The 16077-nt window shown below is 70.7% G+C and carries 18 protein-coding genes; 16 read left to right on the plus strand and 2 right to left on the minus strand.

Going from position 1 to position 16077, the window contains the following annotated elements:
* The first annotated feature begins 80 nt into the window (after window positions 1–80).
* The 5 genes from NE236_RS21970 (at window position 81) to NE236_RS21990 (ending at window position 5439) form a co-directional block, all read left to right on the plus strand.
* On the plus strand, window positions 81–956 hold the full coding sequence (locus tag NE236_RS21970; RefSeq protein WP_252843934.1) for an SDR family NAD(P)-dependent oxidoreductase: 876 nt from the start codon (window positions 81–83) through the stop codon (window positions 954–956).
* 13 nt (window positions 957–969) lie between these two features.
* Window positions 970–2172 (plus strand): cytochrome P450, encoded by a 1203-nt coding sequence (locus NE236_RS21975; RefSeq protein ID WP_252843935.1) that lies wholly within the window; start codon window positions 970–972, stop codon window positions 2170–2172.
* Window positions 2173–2313: 141 nt separating this feature from the next.
* Complete coding sequence (locus tag NE236_RS21980; protein ID WP_252843936.1) at window positions 2314–3579, plus strand: glycosyltransferase family 4 protein; 1266 nt, start codon at window positions 2314–2316, stop codon at window positions 3577–3579.
* Window positions 3576–4337, plus strand: coding sequence for a class I SAM-dependent methyltransferase (locus NE236_RS21985; protein WP_252843937.1), 762 nt, complete (start codon window positions 3576–3578; stop codon window positions 4335–4337). Before NE236_RS21980 ends, NE236_RS21985 begins: the two co-directional genes overlap by 4 nt.
* The gene (locus NE236_RS21990) at window positions 4324–5439 is read left to right on the plus strand and encodes a prenyltransferase (RefSeq protein ID WP_252843938.1); all 1116 of its coding nucleotides are present in this window, start codon (window positions 4324–4326) and stop codon (window positions 5437–5439) included. Before NE236_RS21985 ends, NE236_RS21990 begins: the two co-directional genes overlap by 14 nt.
* A gap of 480 nt (window positions 5440–5919) precedes the next feature.
* Here the strand turns inward: NE236_RS21990 and NE236_RS21995 are convergent, their stop codons facing one another.
* Window positions 5920–6120: a hypothetical protein gene (locus NE236_RS21995; RefSeq protein ID WP_252843939.1), complete on the minus strand. Its 201-nt coding sequence runs from the start codon at window positions 6118–6120 to the stop codon at window positions 5920–5922.
* A 393-nt stretch (window positions 6121–6513) separates the two neighbouring features.
* On the opposite strand from NE236_RS21995, the gene ybiA reads away from it, so the two are divergent.
* Window positions 6514–7059: a riboflavin biosynthesis intermediates N-glycosidase gene (ybiA, locus tag NE236_RS22000; protein ID WP_252843940.1), complete on the plus strand. Its 546-nt coding sequence runs from the start codon at window positions 6514–6516 to the stop codon at window positions 7057–7059.
* Window positions 7060–7067: 8 nt separating this feature from the next.
* Here ybiA and NE236_RS22005 read toward each other — a convergent pair whose 3' ends face one another.
* Entirely contained in the window at window positions 7068–7691 is a 624-nt protein-coding gene (locus tag NE236_RS22005; RefSeq protein ID WP_252844009.1) for a class I SAM-dependent methyltransferase, read from the minus strand.
* 225 nt (window positions 7692–7916) lie between these two features.
* On the opposite strand from NE236_RS22005, the gene NE236_RS22010 reads away from it, so the two are divergent.
* The 10 genes from NE236_RS22010 to NE236_RS22055 all read left to right on the plus strand — a co-directional run bounded on the left by NE236_RS22010 (window position 7917) and on the right by NE236_RS22055 (window position 16012).
* A complete protein-coding gene (locus tag NE236_RS22010) occupies window positions 7917–8918 on the plus strand; it encodes a LacI family DNA-binding transcriptional regulator (RefSeq protein ID WP_252843941.1) in 1002 nt (333 codons plus the stop codon).
* Window positions 8915–10411 (plus strand): sugar ABC transporter ATP-binding protein, encoded by a 1497-nt coding sequence (locus NE236_RS22015; protein ID WP_252843942.1) that lies wholly within the window; start codon window positions 8915–8917, stop codon window positions 10409–10411. Before NE236_RS22010 ends, NE236_RS22015 begins: the two co-directional genes overlap by 4 nt.
* The gene (locus NE236_RS22020) at window positions 10408–11367 is read left to right on the plus strand and encodes an ABC transporter permease (RefSeq protein ID WP_252843943.1); all 960 of its coding nucleotides are present in this window, start codon (window positions 10408–10410) and stop codon (window positions 11365–11367) included. Before NE236_RS22015 ends, NE236_RS22020 begins: the two co-directional genes overlap by 4 nt.
* A gap of 27 nt (window positions 11368–11394) precedes the next feature.
* Complete coding sequence (locus tag NE236_RS22025; RefSeq protein ID WP_252843944.1) at window positions 11395–12357, plus strand: substrate-binding domain-containing protein; 963 nt, start codon at window positions 11395–11397, stop codon at window positions 12355–12357.
* Window positions 12357–13241: a ribokinase gene (locus NE236_RS22030; RefSeq protein WP_252843945.1), complete on the plus strand. Its 885-nt coding sequence runs from the start codon at window positions 12357–12359 to the stop codon at window positions 13239–13241. The genes NE236_RS22025 and NE236_RS22030 overlap by 1 nt, the downstream gene beginning before the upstream one ends.
* Window positions 13238–13627 carry a D-ribose pyranase gene (gene rbsD, locus NE236_RS22035; protein ID WP_252843946.1) on the plus strand — a complete coding sequence of 130 codons (390 nt, stop codon included), beginning with the start codon at window positions 13238–13240 and terminating at the stop codon, window positions 13625–13627. The genes NE236_RS22030 and rbsD overlap by 4 nt, the downstream gene beginning before the upstream one ends.
* Before the next feature lie 72 nt (window positions 13628–13699).
* Window positions 13700–14128: a pyridoxamine 5'-phosphate oxidase family protein gene (locus NE236_RS22040; protein WP_252843947.1), complete on the plus strand. Its 429-nt coding sequence runs from the start codon at window positions 13700–13702 to the stop codon at window positions 14126–14128.
* An 11-nt stretch (window positions 14129–14139) separates the two neighbouring features.
* Entirely contained in the window at window positions 14140–14331 is a 192-nt protein-coding gene (locus NE236_RS22045; protein ID WP_252843948.1) for a ferredoxin, read from the plus strand.
* A gap of 71 nt (window positions 14332–14402) precedes the next feature.
* Entirely contained in the window at window positions 14403–15488 is a 1086-nt protein-coding gene (locus tag NE236_RS22050) for a Zn-dependent alcohol dehydrogenase (RefSeq protein WP_252843949.1), read from the plus strand.
* Window positions 15489–15835: 347 nt separating this feature from the next.
* Window positions 15836–16012, plus strand: coding sequence for a hypothetical protein (locus tag NE236_RS22055; protein ID WP_252843950.1), 177 nt, complete (start codon window positions 15836–15838; stop codon window positions 16010–16012).
* The last annotated feature ends 65 nt before the right edge of the window (window positions 16013–16077 follow it).

Raw genomic sequence — 16077 nt, forward strand, 5'->3', positions numbered from 1 at the left:
TTATATTGAGACGCGGCATGTCAGCCATCCGGAAGGCCACCCGGACGGTTGACATGCCGCCGCCCGGTGGAAGGAGCCGCATGGCCGTCTCGCCCAACGGAAACGACGTCTCGCTCAAGGACAGAGTCGTCGCGGTCACCGGTGCCGGCAACGGCCTCGGCCGCGCGCACGCGCTGGAATTCGCCCGCCGGGGGGCGCGGCTGGTCCTCAACGACCTGCCGGGCGAGGCCGTCCGGCGGACCGCCGAACTCGTGCGCAAGCAGGACGCGGAGGCGGTGATCGCCGAGGGCGACGTCGCCGACTGGTCGACCGGCGAGGTGCTGCTGAAGACCGCGCTGGAGGCCCACGGGACCCTCGACGTCCTGGTCAACAACGCGGGCATCACGCGCGACCGCATGATCTTCAACATGTCCGAGGCGGAGTGGGACGCCGTCGTGAACGTCCATCTGAAGGGCCACTTCGTGATGGCCCGCCACGCGACGGCGTACTGGCGGGCCCGGTCGAAGGAGGTGGGCGGCCCGGTCTACGCCCGGATCGTCAACACCGCGTCCGAGGCCTTCCTGCTCGGCTCGCCCGGCCAGCCGAACTACGCGGCGGCCAAGGGCGGCATCGCCGCGCTCACGGTCGCCATCGCCCAGTCGTGCGGGCGCTACGGCGTGCGCGCCAACGCGATCTGCCCGCGCGCCCGTACGGCCATGACGGCCGGCGTCTTCGGCCCGCCGCCCGAGGACGCCCCCGACCCCCTTGCCCCGGAGCACGTGTCACCGCTGGTCGCGTACCTGGCCTCGCCCGCCGCCGAGGACGTCACCGGTCAGGTGTTCGTCGCGTACGGCGGCACCGTCACGGTCATGGCGCCGCCCACGGTGGCCCTGCGGGTGACGGGCTCGACCACGGAGGCGTTCGCCGAGGCGCTGAGCGGACTGCCCGCCGGAGGATTCAAAACAGCCGACCTGTGAGGGAGCTCCGCCGATGGACATCGACCTCGTCGACCCCGACCGGTACGCCGACGCCGGCATCCCGCACGACCAGCTACGCCGCCTGCGCCACCACGACCCCGTCCATCGGCACTCCGGCGAACCGGACTTCTGGGCGGTCACCCGGTACGACGACGTGGTGCACGTCTCCCGCCATCCGGAGATCTTCTCCTCGTACCGCAGGCTCGCGCTGTTCCCCGAGCCGACCGACGAGCAGCTCGCCATGCAGCGGATGATGATGCTCAACCAGGACCCGCCCGAGCACTCCCGCAAGCGGAGCATCGTGGGCAAGGGGTTCACCCCGCGGACGATCGGCCGGCTGGAGGACCACGTCCGCGAGATCTGCCGTGGTCTCATCGACGAGGTCGCGGGCCGGGGCGAGGCCGACTTCGTCCGCGACATCTCCGCTCCCCTGCCGCTGTACGTGATCTGCGAGCTCATCGGCGCGCCGACGGAGGACCGGGAGAAGATCTTCGAGTGGTCGAACCGTCTGATCGGCGAGGACGACCCCGACCTGCGTTCGACAGAGGAGGAAGAGGGCGCCGCGGCGGCCGAGCTGTACGCCTACGCCAACGAGCTCGCGGAGCGGCGCCGGAAGGAGCCGCGGGACGACATCGTCACCGCGCTGTTGCGTCCGCACGGCGGCGAGGAGCTCACGGTCGACGAGTTCGACCTGTTCATGATGCTGCTCATCGTCGCGGGCAACGAGACCACCCGCAACGCCGCCTCCGGCGGCATGCTGGCCTTCTTCGAGCACCCGGACCAGTGGCGTCGCCTCGTCGGCGACCGGCGGAACGGCGGCGACCTGGGGCGTACGGCCGCCGACGAGATCGTGCGCTGGGTCAGCCCGGTCAACCTGTTCAGGCGCACGGCGACGCGCGACACCGAGCTGGGCGGGCGGGAGATCCGCGAAGGCGACAAGGTCGTGGTGTTCTACGCCTCGGCCAACCGCGACGAGGGCGTCTTCCACGACCCGTACGACTTCGACATCGGCCGCGACCCGAACCCGCACATCGGCTTCGGCGGCGGCGGCCCGCACTTCTGCCTGGGCTCGCACCTCGCGCGACTGGAGCTGCAGGTGCTGTTCGAGACGCTGGCGGAACGGCTTCCGCACATCGCCCCGGCCGGCGAGGCGCGCCGCCTCCGCTCCAACTTCATCAACGGCATCAAGGAGATGCCCGTCCGCTTCACCGCCTGATCCGGCGCGTGCCGTCCCAACTGCGCCGAACGTGGCTTTCGCCACCTTTTTAGACTCGGCGCCTAATACGGGGCCGTCGGTAACAGTTGTCAGGCTATGGTCTAACTTCACCAGGAGTGACGTTTGCGGGAGGGGCGACGCGTGGGTGAGGTCGGCGAACCATTGCGCGTGGCCCTGCTCTCCTATCGGAGCAAGCCGCACTGCGGCGGCCAGGGCGTCTATCTGCGGCACCTGTCCCGGGAGCTGGCCGAGCTGGGGCACCGCGTCGTCGTGTTCTCCGGCCAGCCCTACCCCGAGCTCGACCGCGACGACATCGTGCTGCACAAGGTGCCGAGCCTGGACCTGTACGGAGACGACGACCCGTTCCGCACGCCGGCGCTGTCGGAGTACCGCGACTGGATCGACGTCCTGGAGTTCGCGCACATGCGGACCGGCGGCTTCCCCGAGCCGCTGACCTTCAGCCTGCGGGCGCTGCGCGAGCTGCGCAAACGCCGCCACATGTTCGACGTCGTGCACGACAACCAGGTGCTCGGCTACGGCAACCTCGCCATCCCCCGCCTCGGCCTGCCCCTCGTCACCAGCATCCACCACCCCATCAGCGTGGACCGCCGGATCGAGATCGAGGCCGCCAAGGGCCTCAAGCAGCGGTTCGGCAAGCGCCGCTGGTACGGCTTCGTCGCGATGCAGGCACGGGTCGCCCAGCGCGTCGGCCCGATCCTCACCGTCTCCGAGTCGTCCAAGCGCGACATCATCCGCGACTTCCAGGCACCCCCCGAGCAGGTGCACATCCTGCCGCTCGGCGTCGACACCCACTGCTTCCACCCGCGCGGCGAACGGGTCCCCGGCCGCATCGTCGCCGTCGCCAGCGCCGACTCCCCGCTCAAGGGCGTCGCGACGCTGCTGCGCGCGGTCGCCAAGCTCGCCACCGAACGCGACGTCCACGTCATCGTCGTCAGCAAGCCGACCCCCGGCGGGCCCACCGACAAGCTGGTCGGCGAGCTGTCGCTCGGCGACCGCGTCCGGTTCGTCTCCGGCATCTCCGACGAGGAGCTCGGCGAGCTGCTGGCCAGTGCCGAGATCGCGGTCGTGCCCTCGCTGTACGAGGGCTTCTCCCTGCCCGCCGTCGAGCACATGGCCTCGGGCACGCCGCTCGTCGCCAGCCGTACGGGCGCGCTGCCGGAGGTGGTCGGCGACGCGGCGATCCTCGTCGAGCCCGGCGACGTCGAGGAGCTGGCGGGCGTACTCGGCCGGCTGCACGACTCCCCGGAGGAACGCGAGCGGGTCGGCGCGTCGGGCTACGCGCGCGTGCAGGAGCGGTTCACCTGGTCCGCCGTCGCACGAGCCACCGTGGGCCACTACGAGACCGCCATCGCCCGCCGCCGCGGGCACCGCCCGGAAGGAGCATGACCCTGCTGACCGTGGACTTCAACAGGTTCCGCGTGTCGCCCGGCGAGCACGTGCTCGACATGGGCTGCGGCGCGGGCCGGCACGCGTTCGAGCTCTACCGGCGCGGGGCGCACGTCGTGGCGTTCGACCGGGACGAGCGGGAGCTGGCCGAGGTCGCGACGATGTTCGCCGCGATGGACCTGGAGGGCGAGGCGCCCGAGGGCGCGTCGGCGCGCACGGTGACCGGCGACGCGCTGCGCCTGCCGTTCCCCGACGACACCTTCGACAAGATCGTCGCAGCGGAGGTGCTCGAGCACATCCCGGACGACATGGCGGCCATGGCCGAGCTGCTCCGGGTGCTCAAGCCGGGCGGTGAGCTCGCCGTGACCGTGCCCTCGTGGCTTCCCGAGCGCATCTGCTGGGCGCTGTCGGAGGACTACCACACCGCCCCGGGCGGCCACGTGCGCATCTACACCCGCGCCGAACTCGAGGCCAAGCTCAAGTCGACCGGCTTCGAGGTCGGCGACCACCACCACGCCCACGGCCTGCACGCGCCGTACTGGTGGATCAAGTGCGCGGTGGGCGTGAACAACGACGGTCACCCGCTCGCCAAGGCGTACCACCAGGTGCTCGTCTGGGACATCATGAAGCGCCCCCTGGCGACGCGACTCGCCGAGCGGGTGCTCAATCCGGTCGTCGGCAAGAGCGTCGTCGTCTACTTCACCAAGCCCACCGCCTCCGTCACCGAGGAGCAGGAGCAGACGCATGCGGCGGCCTGAGGCCGTACCCGGAGTCCTGACCGCCGACGACATCCTCATCACCGCTCGCAGCATCGCCGCCCAGCAGGAGCCCTCGGGCGCCATCCCGTGGTTCGCGCCGATCGACGGGCTCCCCGGCCACGTCGACGCGTGGAACCATGTCGAGGCCGCGATGGCGCTCTCGGTGGCCGGGCTCCGCACCGAGGCGCGCCGGGCGTACGAATGGCTGCGCGCGAACCAGCGCCAGGACGGCTCCTGGGCCGCCAAGTGGGTTCTCAGCGAGGTCACCGAGCCCGGCGGGGAGTCCAACCACGCCGCCTACATCGCCGTCGGCGTCTGGCACGAGCTGCTGCTCACCGGCGACCAGGAATTTGCCGAGCGCATGTGGCCGGCCGTCCGCCGCGCGATCGAGTTCACCCTCGGCCTGCAGACCGCCCGCGGCGAGATCATCTGGATCCGGCACGCGGACGGATCGCCCGACGACCACGCGCTGCTCACCGGCTGCTCGTCCATCCACCAGTCGCTGCGCTGCGCCGTCGCCCTCGCCGAACGCCTCGACGAGCCCCAGCCCGACTGGGAGCTCGCCGCCGACCAGCTCGGCCACGTCGTCGCCTCCCACCCGGAGGCGTTCGCCGACAAGAACCGCTTCTCGATGGACTGGTACTACCCCGTGCTCGGCGGCCCGCTGCGCGGCCCCGCGGCGTACCGCCGGATCGACGAGGGGTGGGAGACGTTCGTCGTCGACGGCCTCGGCTGCCGGTGCGTCTCCGACCAGCCGTGGGTCACCGGCGCGGAGTCGTGCGAGCTCGTGCTCGCCCTCGACGCGATGGGCGACACGGCCCGCGCCCGCGAACTGTTCGCCACCATCCAGCACCTGCGACACGACGACGGCTCGTACTGGACAGGCTGGCAGTTCGCCAACCAGCGCCACTTCCCTGGCGACCGCTCGACCTACACGGCCGCCGCCGTCATCCTCGCCGCCGACGCCCTCGCCGACACCTCCCCCGCCGCCCGCCTCTTCAAAGAGGTCGACGGCCGCCCCCTCGGCCCCTCCGAACCCGCCGACCCGGTCGCCTGCGGCTGCGAGTCGGAGTCCCTGGCCGACACGGTCCACAGCCGCTGAGACTCAGGCCCGCACGATGGCGTGCGTCGCGGTCCAACGGATCGATCAGCCGGACGTCGATGACTCGGGCACTTGACAGGCGTCGTCAAGTAGCTACCGTTTCTGTGCCTTCTACTCAGCCGCGAAAATTCCACTCACGCGAAACACCTCAGGACGAGGACGGTCCTCGCGCTAGGTACGTCACGCTCGACGCGCGTACCGCCCGATAGCTCCTACGCGGCGTCCGCGGCGTCGGCGAGCGCGCAAGCCGCCCTCGTGCTCCTCCACCACGAAAACAACTGGACCGTCACGCCATCACACAACGTGATCTTCCGGTTCTGACGTGGTGAAGACACCCCTCACCCGCCAGATCCAGGAGGAGCAGCGAAGCGGCCCCTCTGGGAAGAGGGGCCGCTCTATTTTCTACCTGGGCTTTGTTCCTCCTGGAGCCGCCACTGGGGCAGTGCAGCGAGGTGGCTCAGCCGACGGCAGTAGTTGCTGTCAGCCGTTCTTCTTCTTCCTGGCTGCGGCTCCCGCCACACCACCGAGCACAGCACCCGCGGCGGTGGCCTGGGGGTTACCACCGGTGGCCTTGGCGCCGGCGACAGCGCCGGCAGCCGCGCCACCCAACGGGCCCGCCCCGCCAGCCGTATTCACCACGGCCCTCTTCGCGGCGTCCCCGACAGCCTTCTTTATGCCCATGTCGATCACTCTCCAGGTTCTCTTCTTTTTGCCCAGCCGTGAAGCGGGACAGCCCTGGCCATCCAGGGTGTACTTAGGAATGTCCGGATTCGGGGCGGATCAGCAGGTCGGCGCCGGTCGCGTACCAGGGCGATTTCAAAGTCCCTTGTGTCAGGCTCTAGTGAAACAAACGGGGATGAAGTTCCCGATGTGCGTCGCAACGCCCGAAGACCCGTTTCGGCGTCGCGGGACCGGGTGGCGGGCGCAACGTGACGTCGGTGAACGCCGAATCACTCGAGTTGCCGTCGGTCGTCGCCGAGGCGGTCGTCCGCGCGGTATGCGGCGGCTGACCGGGCCGTCCGGGATACGAAATCACGTTGCCCGAGACATCCCCGTCCACCAGCATCGGGCGGTATGCGCGTCGAGGATCTGGTCCAGTTGGAAGGGCAGGGCGAGCTGCCGGAGTTGCTGCTGTTCTGGGGGCATCGGCCGCCGAAGGGCGGTGGCGTCGGCAAGGGGTGCCTGAGTCAGTGGTATCCGGCGCCGTTCACGGTGGACGGCGTGCGCTACGCGACCGCCGAGCACTTCATGATGGTCGGCAAGGCGCGGCTGTTCGGGGATGCCGAGGCGGAGAAGGTCGTGCTCGCCGACGACGACCCGGGCAAGGCCAAGGGCGCCGGGCGCAAGGTGCGCGGGTTCGATGAGGAGACCTGGGCCGAGCGCCGGTACGACCTGGTCGTCGCGGCCAATGAGGCGAAGTTCGGGCAGCATCCCGCGTTGCGCGACTTCCTGCTGGCGACGGGTGATCGGGTGCTCGTGGAGGCCAGCCCGTACGACACCGTGTGGGGAATCGGGCTGTCGGCGTCGCAGCCGGAGGCGCGGCATCCGGCTCAGTGGCGCGGCCTCAACCTGCTCGGCTTCGCGCTGATGGACGTGCGGGGCTCGCTCGCCGGACGGTGAGGCGCCGGTCAGGCGCGCACGCGTTCGAGGACGCGGAGGGAGCCCTCGACACGGCGTTCGGTCCACTGCCCGGTGGCCAGGGCCCGCTGGTAGACGCGGTACGGCGCCTGCCCGCCGTCGGCCGGGTCGGGGAAGATGTCGTGGAAGACCAGGGCGCCGCCCGGCATGACGTGCGGGGCCCAGCCGTCGTAGTCGGCCTGGGCGAGGTCCTCGGCGTGCCCGCCGTCGATGAAGACCATGGCGAGGGGCCGCGCCCACAGGGCCGCGACCGTGCTGGACTCGCCGACCACCGCGATGACGTGCTCCTCGAGGCCCGCGGCGGCGATCGTCCGGCGGAAGATCGGGAGGGTGTCCATCCGTCCCGTCGTCGGGTCGACGAGGGAGGGGTCGTGGTACTCCCAGCCCGCCTGGTTCTCCTCCGAGCCGTGGTGGTGGTCGACGGTCACGACGGTGGAACCGACCGTACGGGCGGCGGCGCCGAGATAGACCGCGGACTTCCCGCAGTAGGTGCCGACCTCGACGATCGGGCCGCGCGGGCCGTACTCCAGCGCCGTCTCATGCAGCGCGAGTCCCTCCGGCACCGGCATGAAGCCCCGGGCCGCCTCGGCGACACGGCGCAGGTCGGCCGGCATCGGCGCGTCGTCCGCCGACGTGAGCGTCGGCGCGTCGGCTCTCGAGTTCGGCAGGTCGTTCGTCGGCATCGCCTGGCTGGTCACGCCGGGCACCCTACCCGCCGCGACCGACGAGGCCCCATCCCCCCAAAGTGAGCCAAGTCATAGAGAGAGGGTGTGTCGATCATGTAAACGTTTCCATACACTCCCGTGTAATCGTTTCCACGCCGCTGATCAGGAGGCTCGATGGCCGGCATCAAGGATGTCGCCGCACACGCGGGCGTGTCCGTCGCCACGGTGTCGCGCGTGCTCAACGACAGCCCGAGAGTCACCGCGGAGACACGGGAGAAGGTCCGGGACGCCATGCGGGCGCTGCGGTACCGGCCGAACGGCGTCGCGCGCTCGCTGCGCACCGAGGCCACCCGGACGCTCGGACTGATCATCGGCGACATCCTCAACCCTTTCTTCGCCGCCATGGCCCGGGCCGTGGAGGACGAGGCGCGCGCCGCCGGCTACACCGTGGTCATCGGCAACGCCGACGAGCGCCCCGAGCAGCAGGACCACTACGTGCGCACGCTCCTGGAGCAGCGGGTCGACGGCCTGCTGATCTGCCCGACCGCGGAGACGACCCCGCTCGTCGAGGACTGCGTACGGTCCGGAAGCCCTCTGGTGTTCCTCGACCGGACGCTGCCCGGCCTCGACGTGCCGGCCGTACGCGCCGACGGCACCGAGGCCATCCACGACCTCGTCCGGCACATCCACCGGCTCGGTCACCGCCGCGTCGCGTTCATCTCCGGACCCGAGCTGCTGTCCACCGGCCGGGAGCGGACGCGGGCGTTCCTGGACGCGATGCGAGAATGCGACCTGGACATCCGTGACGAATACCTCGAAACGGGTGACTTCCAGGCAGCCAGCGGGCGGGCCATCGCGGCCCGGTTCCTCGACCTGCCGCACCCTCCCGAAGTGATCTTCACGGGAGACAACCTCATGGCGCTCGGCGCCCTGGACGAGATCCGGGCGCGCGGGCTGCGGATCCCCGACGATGTCGCCCTCGCCTCGTTCGACGACGTGGCCTGGTTCGTCCACCTGGACCCGCCGATCACCGCGATCACCCAACCCGCCGAAGAGCTCGGACGGCACGCGGTGCGCGTGCTCCTGGAGCGCGTCGAGCGGCGCCCCGTCGAGTCGGTCGTCCTGCCGGCCCGGCTCGTGATCCGCCGTTCCTGCGGAGAAACGGAGAGCACATGACAGAGGAGATCCTGCGGGTACGCGGGCTGCGCAAGCGGTTCCCCGGGGTCGTGGCGCTCGACGGCGTCGACTTCGACCTTCGCCCGGGCGAGGTGCACGTCCTCCTCGGCGAGAACGGCGCGGGCAAGAGCACGCTGATCAAGATGCTGTCCGGCGCGTACCACCCGGACGAGGGCACGATCTTCATGGACGGCCGGGAGACCGCCATCCGCACCGCCGAGGACGCCCAGCGGCACGGCATCGCCACGATCTACCAGGAGTTCAACCTCGTACCCCAGCTGACCGTGGCGGAGAACCTCATGCTCGGCCGGCCGCCCCGGCGGTTCGGGTTCGTGGACAAGAAGGCGATGTACCGCCACGCCCAGGAGCTGCTCGACCGGGTCGGCGTTGACGCCGACCCGCGGGCGCCGCTGGCGAGCCTCGGCATCGCCCGGATGCAGATGGTCGAGATCGCCAAGGCGCTCGGCCTCGACGCGCGCGTGCTGATCATGGACGAGCCGACCGCCGTGCTCACGACGTCCGAGGTGCAGCGGCTGTTCACGATCGTCCGGCAGCTCAAGGAGCAGGGCGTGGCGATCGTCTTCATCACCCACCACCTGGAGGAGATCGCCCAGATCGGCGACCGGGTCACGGTCCTGCGGGACGGTGCCTCGGTGGCGGAGGTGCCCGCCGACACGCCCGAGGAGGAGCTGGTCCGGCTGATGGTCGGCCGCTCCATCGACCAGCAGTACCCACGGGAACGTTCCACCCAGGGCGCTCCCCTGCTGGAGGTCCGGGGCCTCACCCGCAAGGGCGTCTTCGAGGACGTCTCCTTCGAGGTGCGCGCCGGCGAGGTCGTCGGCCTGGCCGGGCTGGTGGGCGCCGGTCGTACCGAGGTGGTCCGGGCGATCTTCGGCGCGGACCCGTACGACTCCGGCGAGGTCCTGGTGGACGGCCTGCCACTGCCGCGCGGCAAGGTCACCGCCGCCCTGGAGGCCGGGCTCGGCCTCGTGCCCGAGGACCGCAAGGGCCAGGGGCTCGTCCTCGGCGCGAACATCCGGGAGAACCTCGGCCTGGTGACGATGCGCCGGGCCACGCACGGCGGCTTCGTCGACCGCGCGGGCCAGGCCAAGGCCGCCGCAGAGGTCGCCGAGCAGCTCGGTGTGCGGATGAGCGGCCTCGGCCAGGAGGTCCGCACGCTGTCCGGCGGCAACCAACAGAAGATCGTCATCGGCAAGTGGCTGCTGGCCGAGGCGAACGTCCTCATCCTCGACGAGCCGACGCGCGGCATCGACGTCGGCGCCAAGGTCGAGATCTACCAGCTCATCAACTCCCTCACCGCCGCCGGACGCGCGGTTCTCATGATCTCCAGCGACCTCCCCGAGGTCCTGGGCATGAGCGACCGGGTGCTCGTGATGGCGCGCGGGAGGCTCGCCGGCGAACTCAGCGCCGCCGAAGCGACCCAGGACTCGGTGATGGCACTCGCCGTCGGCGAATTGGAGGAAACGGCATGACGACGGGAACGCTGCGCCTGCGCAAGGGCAGTTCCATACTGAGCGAGAACGGCTCGCTCATCGGGCTAGTCGTCCTGCTCGTCGCCCTGACGCTGCTGTCGGGCGACTTCCTGACGGTCACCAACCTGCTCAACGTCGGCGTCCAGGCGGCGGTCACCGCGATCCTCGCCTTCGGGCAGACCTTCGTCATCATCACGTCGGGCATCGACCTGTCGGTCGGCGCGGTCGCGGCCCTGTCGGCGGTCGTCCTCGCCTGGACCGCCACCAGCCACGGCATGGCCTGGCCCCTGGCCACCGGCTTCGCGCTCATCGTCGGCATCGCGTGCGGCCTCGTGAACGGCGCGCTGATCACGTACGGGAAGCTGCCGCCGTTCATCGCGACACTCGCCATGCAGGGCATCGCGCGCGGCCTCGGCCTCGTCATCTCCCAGGGCAGCCCCATCGCCCTGCCGGACTCGGTGTCGCACGTCGGCGACACCATCGGCGGCTACCTGCCGGTCCCGGCGATCGTGATGCTCCTGATGGGCGTCATCACCGCCGTCGTGCTGAACCGGACGTACGCCGGCCGCGCGATGTACGCGATCGGCGGCAACGAGGAGGCCGCGCGGCTGTCCGGGATCAAGGTCACCCGGCAGAAGCTCATCACGTACGCCCTCGCGGGCGGCTTCGCCGCCGTCGCCGGGATCGTGCTGGCCGGCCGGCTCGCGTCGGCTCAGCCGCAGGCCGCCCTCGGCTACGAACTGGACGCCATCGCCGCCGTCGTCATCGGCGGTGCCAGCCTCTCCGGCGGCAAGGGCAAGGCCCTCGGCACCTTCGTCGGCGCGCTCATCCTCGCCGTGCTCCGCAACGGCCTGAACCTCCTGTCGGTCTCCGCCTTCTGGCAGCAGGTCGTGATCGGGATCGTCATCGCCCTCGCGGTGCTCCTCGACACGCTGCGCCGCCGCCAGGCCAGCTGAAGAATCACATCGAAAGGTCTCACCATCATGCAGTTCACCAAGCCGGCCGCGATCGCGGCCGCCGGAGCGATCCTGGCCCTCGGCCTCACGGCCTGCAACAACGGCTCCTCCTCTTCCGCCGGCGGCAGCGGTGGCGGTGGCGGCGACATCAAGATCGGCCTGTCCGTCTCCACGCTCAACAACCCGTACTTCGTGCAGCTGCGTCAGGGCGCCGAGGCGGAGGCGAAGAAGGAGGGCGTCAAGATCACCACGACGGACGCCCAGAACGACGCCTCGCAGCAGGTCAACCAGGTGCAGAACTTCGCCAGCCAGAGCATGAAGGCGATCATCATCAACCCGGTCGACTCCTCGGCCGCCGCGCCCGCCGTGAAGGCCGCGGACCGCAGCAAGATCCCCGTGATCGCCGCCGACCGCGGCGTCACCGGGGCGACGGTCACCCAGACCGTCGCGTCCGACAACGTCGCCGGCGGAAAGCTGGCCGCCCAGGAGCTCGGCAAGGCGCTCGGCGGCAAGGGCAAGGTCGCCGTCCTGCAGGGCACGGCGGGCACGTCGGCCGCCCGTGACCGGCAGCAGGGCTTCGCCGAGGGCATCAAGGCCTTCCCCGGCATTCAGGTCGTCGCCCAGCAGCCCGCCGACTTCGACCGGACCAAGGGCCTGGACGTCATGACCAACATGCTGCAGGCCCACTCCGACATCACGGGTGTGTTCGCGGCCAACGACGAGATGGCGCTGGGCGCGATCAAGGCGCTGGGCGCGAAGGCCGGCAAGCAGGTCAAGGTGGTCGGCTTCGACGGCTCGCCGGACGGGCTCAAGGCCGTCCAGGCGGGCACGCTCAGCGCCGACGTCGCCCAGCAGCCGGTGCTCCTGGGCCAACTGGCCGTACAGTCCGCCGTGAAGGCCGCGAAGGGCGGCAAAATCGAGGCGACCGTGGCCGTCCCCGTGAAGGTGGCCACGAAGGACAACGTCGCCCAGTTCACGAACGGAGCCTGATGCCGGAAAAGACCTACGACGTGCTGGTCGTCGGCTCGGTCAACGCGGACCTCGTGGTCCGCGTCGACCGGCGCCCGGCGGCCGGGGAGACCGTCCTCGGCTCGGACCTGGCCACCTACCCGGGCGGCAAGGGGGCCAACCAGGCCGTCGCTGCCGCCCGGCTGGGCGGCCGGGTGGCCTTCCTCGGCCGCGCCGGCACGGACGGGCAGGGCGACTTCCTCCGGGGCGCCCTGCGCGGCGACGGCGTGGACATCGCCCACCTGATCACCACGCCGGGCCCGAGCGGGGTCGCGCTGATCACCGTGGGCCCCGAGGGGGACAACAGCATCATCGTCTCCCCCGGCGCGAACGGCCGGGTCACCGAAAAGGACGTCATGGCGGCCGGGCCGCTGTTCGCCGACGCGTCGGTGGTCTCGCTCCAGCTGGAGATCCCCCTCGACGCCGTGCTGGCCGCCGCGCGCGCCGCCAAGGCCGCCGGCGCCCGCGTGGTGTTCAACCTGTCGCCGCCCGCCGCCGTGCCGGACGAGCTGCTCGCGCTGTGCGACCCGCTGGTCGTCAACGAGCACGAGGCCGCCTTCCTCGGGGCGAGCGATCCGGCCGGTCTGCTGGCGCGCGGCCCGCGCTCCGTCGTGATCACCCGGGGCGCGGACGGGGCCGTCGTCGCCGACGGCGGCGGCGTCATCGAGGTCCCGAGCCCGCGCGTCGAGGCGGTCGACACCACCGGGGCCGGAGACGCGTTCACCGGCGCCCTGGCCTGGCGGCTGGCGCGGGGCGACGACCTGGCGGCGGCCGCGCGCTTCGCCACCCGCGTCGGGGCCGCCGCCGTGCGCGTCGCGGGCGCCCAGAGCTCGTTCCCGCGCCTCACCGATCTGGAGGACGTGTGAAGCGCGGGGGAATCCTCAACGGCGCCCTCTCCGGCGCCCTGGCCCGGCTGGGGCACACCGACCAGGTGCTGATCTGCGACAGCGGCATGCCGATCCCGGCCGGTGTCGAGGTCGTGGACCTCGCGTTCGTGCCGGGCATCCCCGGCTTCGCCGAGGTGCTCGACGGGATCCTGGCGGAGCTGGTCGTCGAGGGCGCGATCGCGGCGGAGGAGGTCGTGGGCGGCAACCCCGAGTGCGACGCCCTCCTCGACGACCGGCTTCCCGCGTTGGCGTACGTGCCGCACGAGGAGCTGAAGCTGCTGGCGCACGCGGTCAAGGTCGTGGTCCGCACGGGCGAGGCGACCCCGTACGCGAACGTGATCCTCCGGTGCGGCGTGGCCTTCTGACCGGAGTCCCCTTGCCCACGCTTACTGAAACGTGTTCTACTTTCTCGCGTGAGTCAGCGCTCCCGTGTCGGGATGACGGATGACGAGGTCGCCACGCTCCTGCAGGAGCAGAAGAAACTGCAGCTGGCGACCATCAACCGCGACGGCACCCCGCACCTCGTGACCATGTTCTACGGCCTGATCGACGGCAAGATCACGTTCTGGACGTACCGGACCTCGCGCAAGGCGCACAACCTGCGCCGCGACCCCCGGGTGACCTGCCTGATCGAGACGGGCGGGGAGTACTTCGAGCTACGCGGGCTGATGATGTACGGCACGGTCCGGACACTTACCGAACTGAATGACGTTCGGTATGTTGGCGCCGAAGTGGTCCGCAGGATGATGGATCTGGAGGACGAGGACGCCATCGCCCCGTTCGTCGATCAGACCGCGGCCAAGCGGCACGCGTACATCGTCGAGCCGACGAGCGTCGCGTCCTGGGACCATCGCAAGCTCACCTGAGCGAGGGAGCCATGGAAGTACGAGTCGATCCACTGGTGTGCGAGGCCAACGGCGTGTGCGTGGGACTGGTGCCCGAGGTGTTCGACCTCGACGATGACGACGTCCTGCACATCGTCGAGCCGAACCCCCCGGCCGAGCTGATCGACCGCGTCCGGCACGCCGTACGGTCCTGCCCCAAGGCCGCGCTGACCCTCGAGGAGTAGTCCCGGCGCCCGGACCGGGCGCCGTATCGTCGGCCGGCGCTCCCGTCGGCCCTGCCATGGAGGTGTGCACGGTGCGAGCCGCGGTCCTACGCCAGATCGGCGACGAAGAGCTCGATCTGCGCGACGACGCCACGACGACCGAGCCCGGCCCCGACCAGGTGAAGGTGAGGGTCAAGGCGACCGGCGTCTGCCACTCCGACCTGTCGGTCCTGTCGGGCCTGCTGCCGATGCCGACCCCCTGCGTTCTCGGGCACGAGGGCGCCGGCGAGGTCGTCGAGGTCGGCGACCGGGTCACCAACGTCCGGCCCGGCGACCACGTCGTCGTCAACTGGACCCCGGACTGCGGCACCTGCGCCGACTGCCTTCGCGGCGAGCCGTACCTCTGCATGAGCTTCCTCGCCGAGGCGTTCGGCGACCCCAGGTTCCGGCTGGGCGGCGACGCCCCCGCCTTCGGCATGGTCGGCTGCGGCACCTGGGCGGAGGAGCTCGTGGTGCCGTGGCAGGGCGTCATCAAGGTGGCCGACGACGTGCCGTTCGAGTACGCCGCGCTGCTCGGCTGCGGCATCCCGACCGGCGTCGGCGCGGTGTTCAACACGGCCAAGGTGCGGCCCGGTTCCAAGGTCGCCGTGGTGGGTGCGGGCGGCGTGGGCCTGTCGGTGGTCCAGGGCGCCCGGATCGCCGGGGCGGCGACCATCCTGGCGATCGATCCGAACGAGGCCAAGCACCCGATCGCCAAGCAGTTCGGTGCCACGCACACGGCCACACTCGACAACCTGGCAGAAACGAACGGCCTGCTGACGGGGGGCCAGGGCTTCGACTACGTCTTCGAGGTCGTCGGGAAGGCCGCGGCCATCCAGACGGCCTGGCAGACGACCCGGCGCGGTGGTGACGTCATCGTGGTCGGCGCGGGCGCGGGCGACGACAACTTCCAGATGAGCGCCTTCTCTCTGCTGTTCGACGGCAAGACCCTCAAGCCCTCGCTGTACGGCGAGAGCGACTTGAAGCGCGACATCCCGCTGTTCGTCGACCTGTGGCGCGCCGGGAAGCTGGACCTCGAGGGTCTGATCACACGGCGGATCCGCTTCGAGGACCTCAACGACGCCGTCGCGACCCTCAAGCGCGGCGACGCGATCCGCCAGGTCGTCCTGTTCGACTAGATCCCCCGGCTCACCGGCGGCCCCACCGTTCGGTGGGGCCGCCGCACGCTTTTACGGAAGGTTCGGCCCGTTACCGCGCGCGTAAAAAAGGGCGGCCGGCGGGCGCTGCCCGGCCGCCGGCCGCCCCGCCGCGACCCACACTCCCTGACCCAGTGCGGGGAGCGCGGGTCACGCCGTGATGAGGTGTCCCGGACCGGGACGCCGGTCACCCTTGCGTGGTGACTCACCTGCTTCATCGCCGCGAGTGGCGAATTCGCTACACACTTCGCGGCGGTCCTCAACTGGCGAAAGTTTTGATTGCCGCATATCGGGCATCTGGGCGTTCAGTCCGGAACCAGGAGGCTCCAATGCGGATAAGGGGCGGCATCAGCTTCGTCGGCCTGATTTACATATTGATCGGCATCTTCGTGGCGTGGGACCACGGCTACATCACGATCGGCCTGGCCAAGCGCATTCTGAGCGCCCTTCTGGCCATCTTCCTGTGGGTGCTCATCCTCCTCGGCATCGACCTGCACGTCAGCTGACGCCCCTCGACCGCCATTGCGGCCGCCGTTCGACAAGGGCGGCCGCAATGGCGTTTTCGTCTGAC

It is taken from the genome of Actinoallomurus purpureus, assembly GCF_024055795.1.
In the GTDB taxonomy this organism is placed as follows: Bacteria; Actinomycetota; Actinomycetes; order Streptosporangiales; family Streptosporangiaceae; genus Actinoallomurus; species Actinoallomurus purpureus.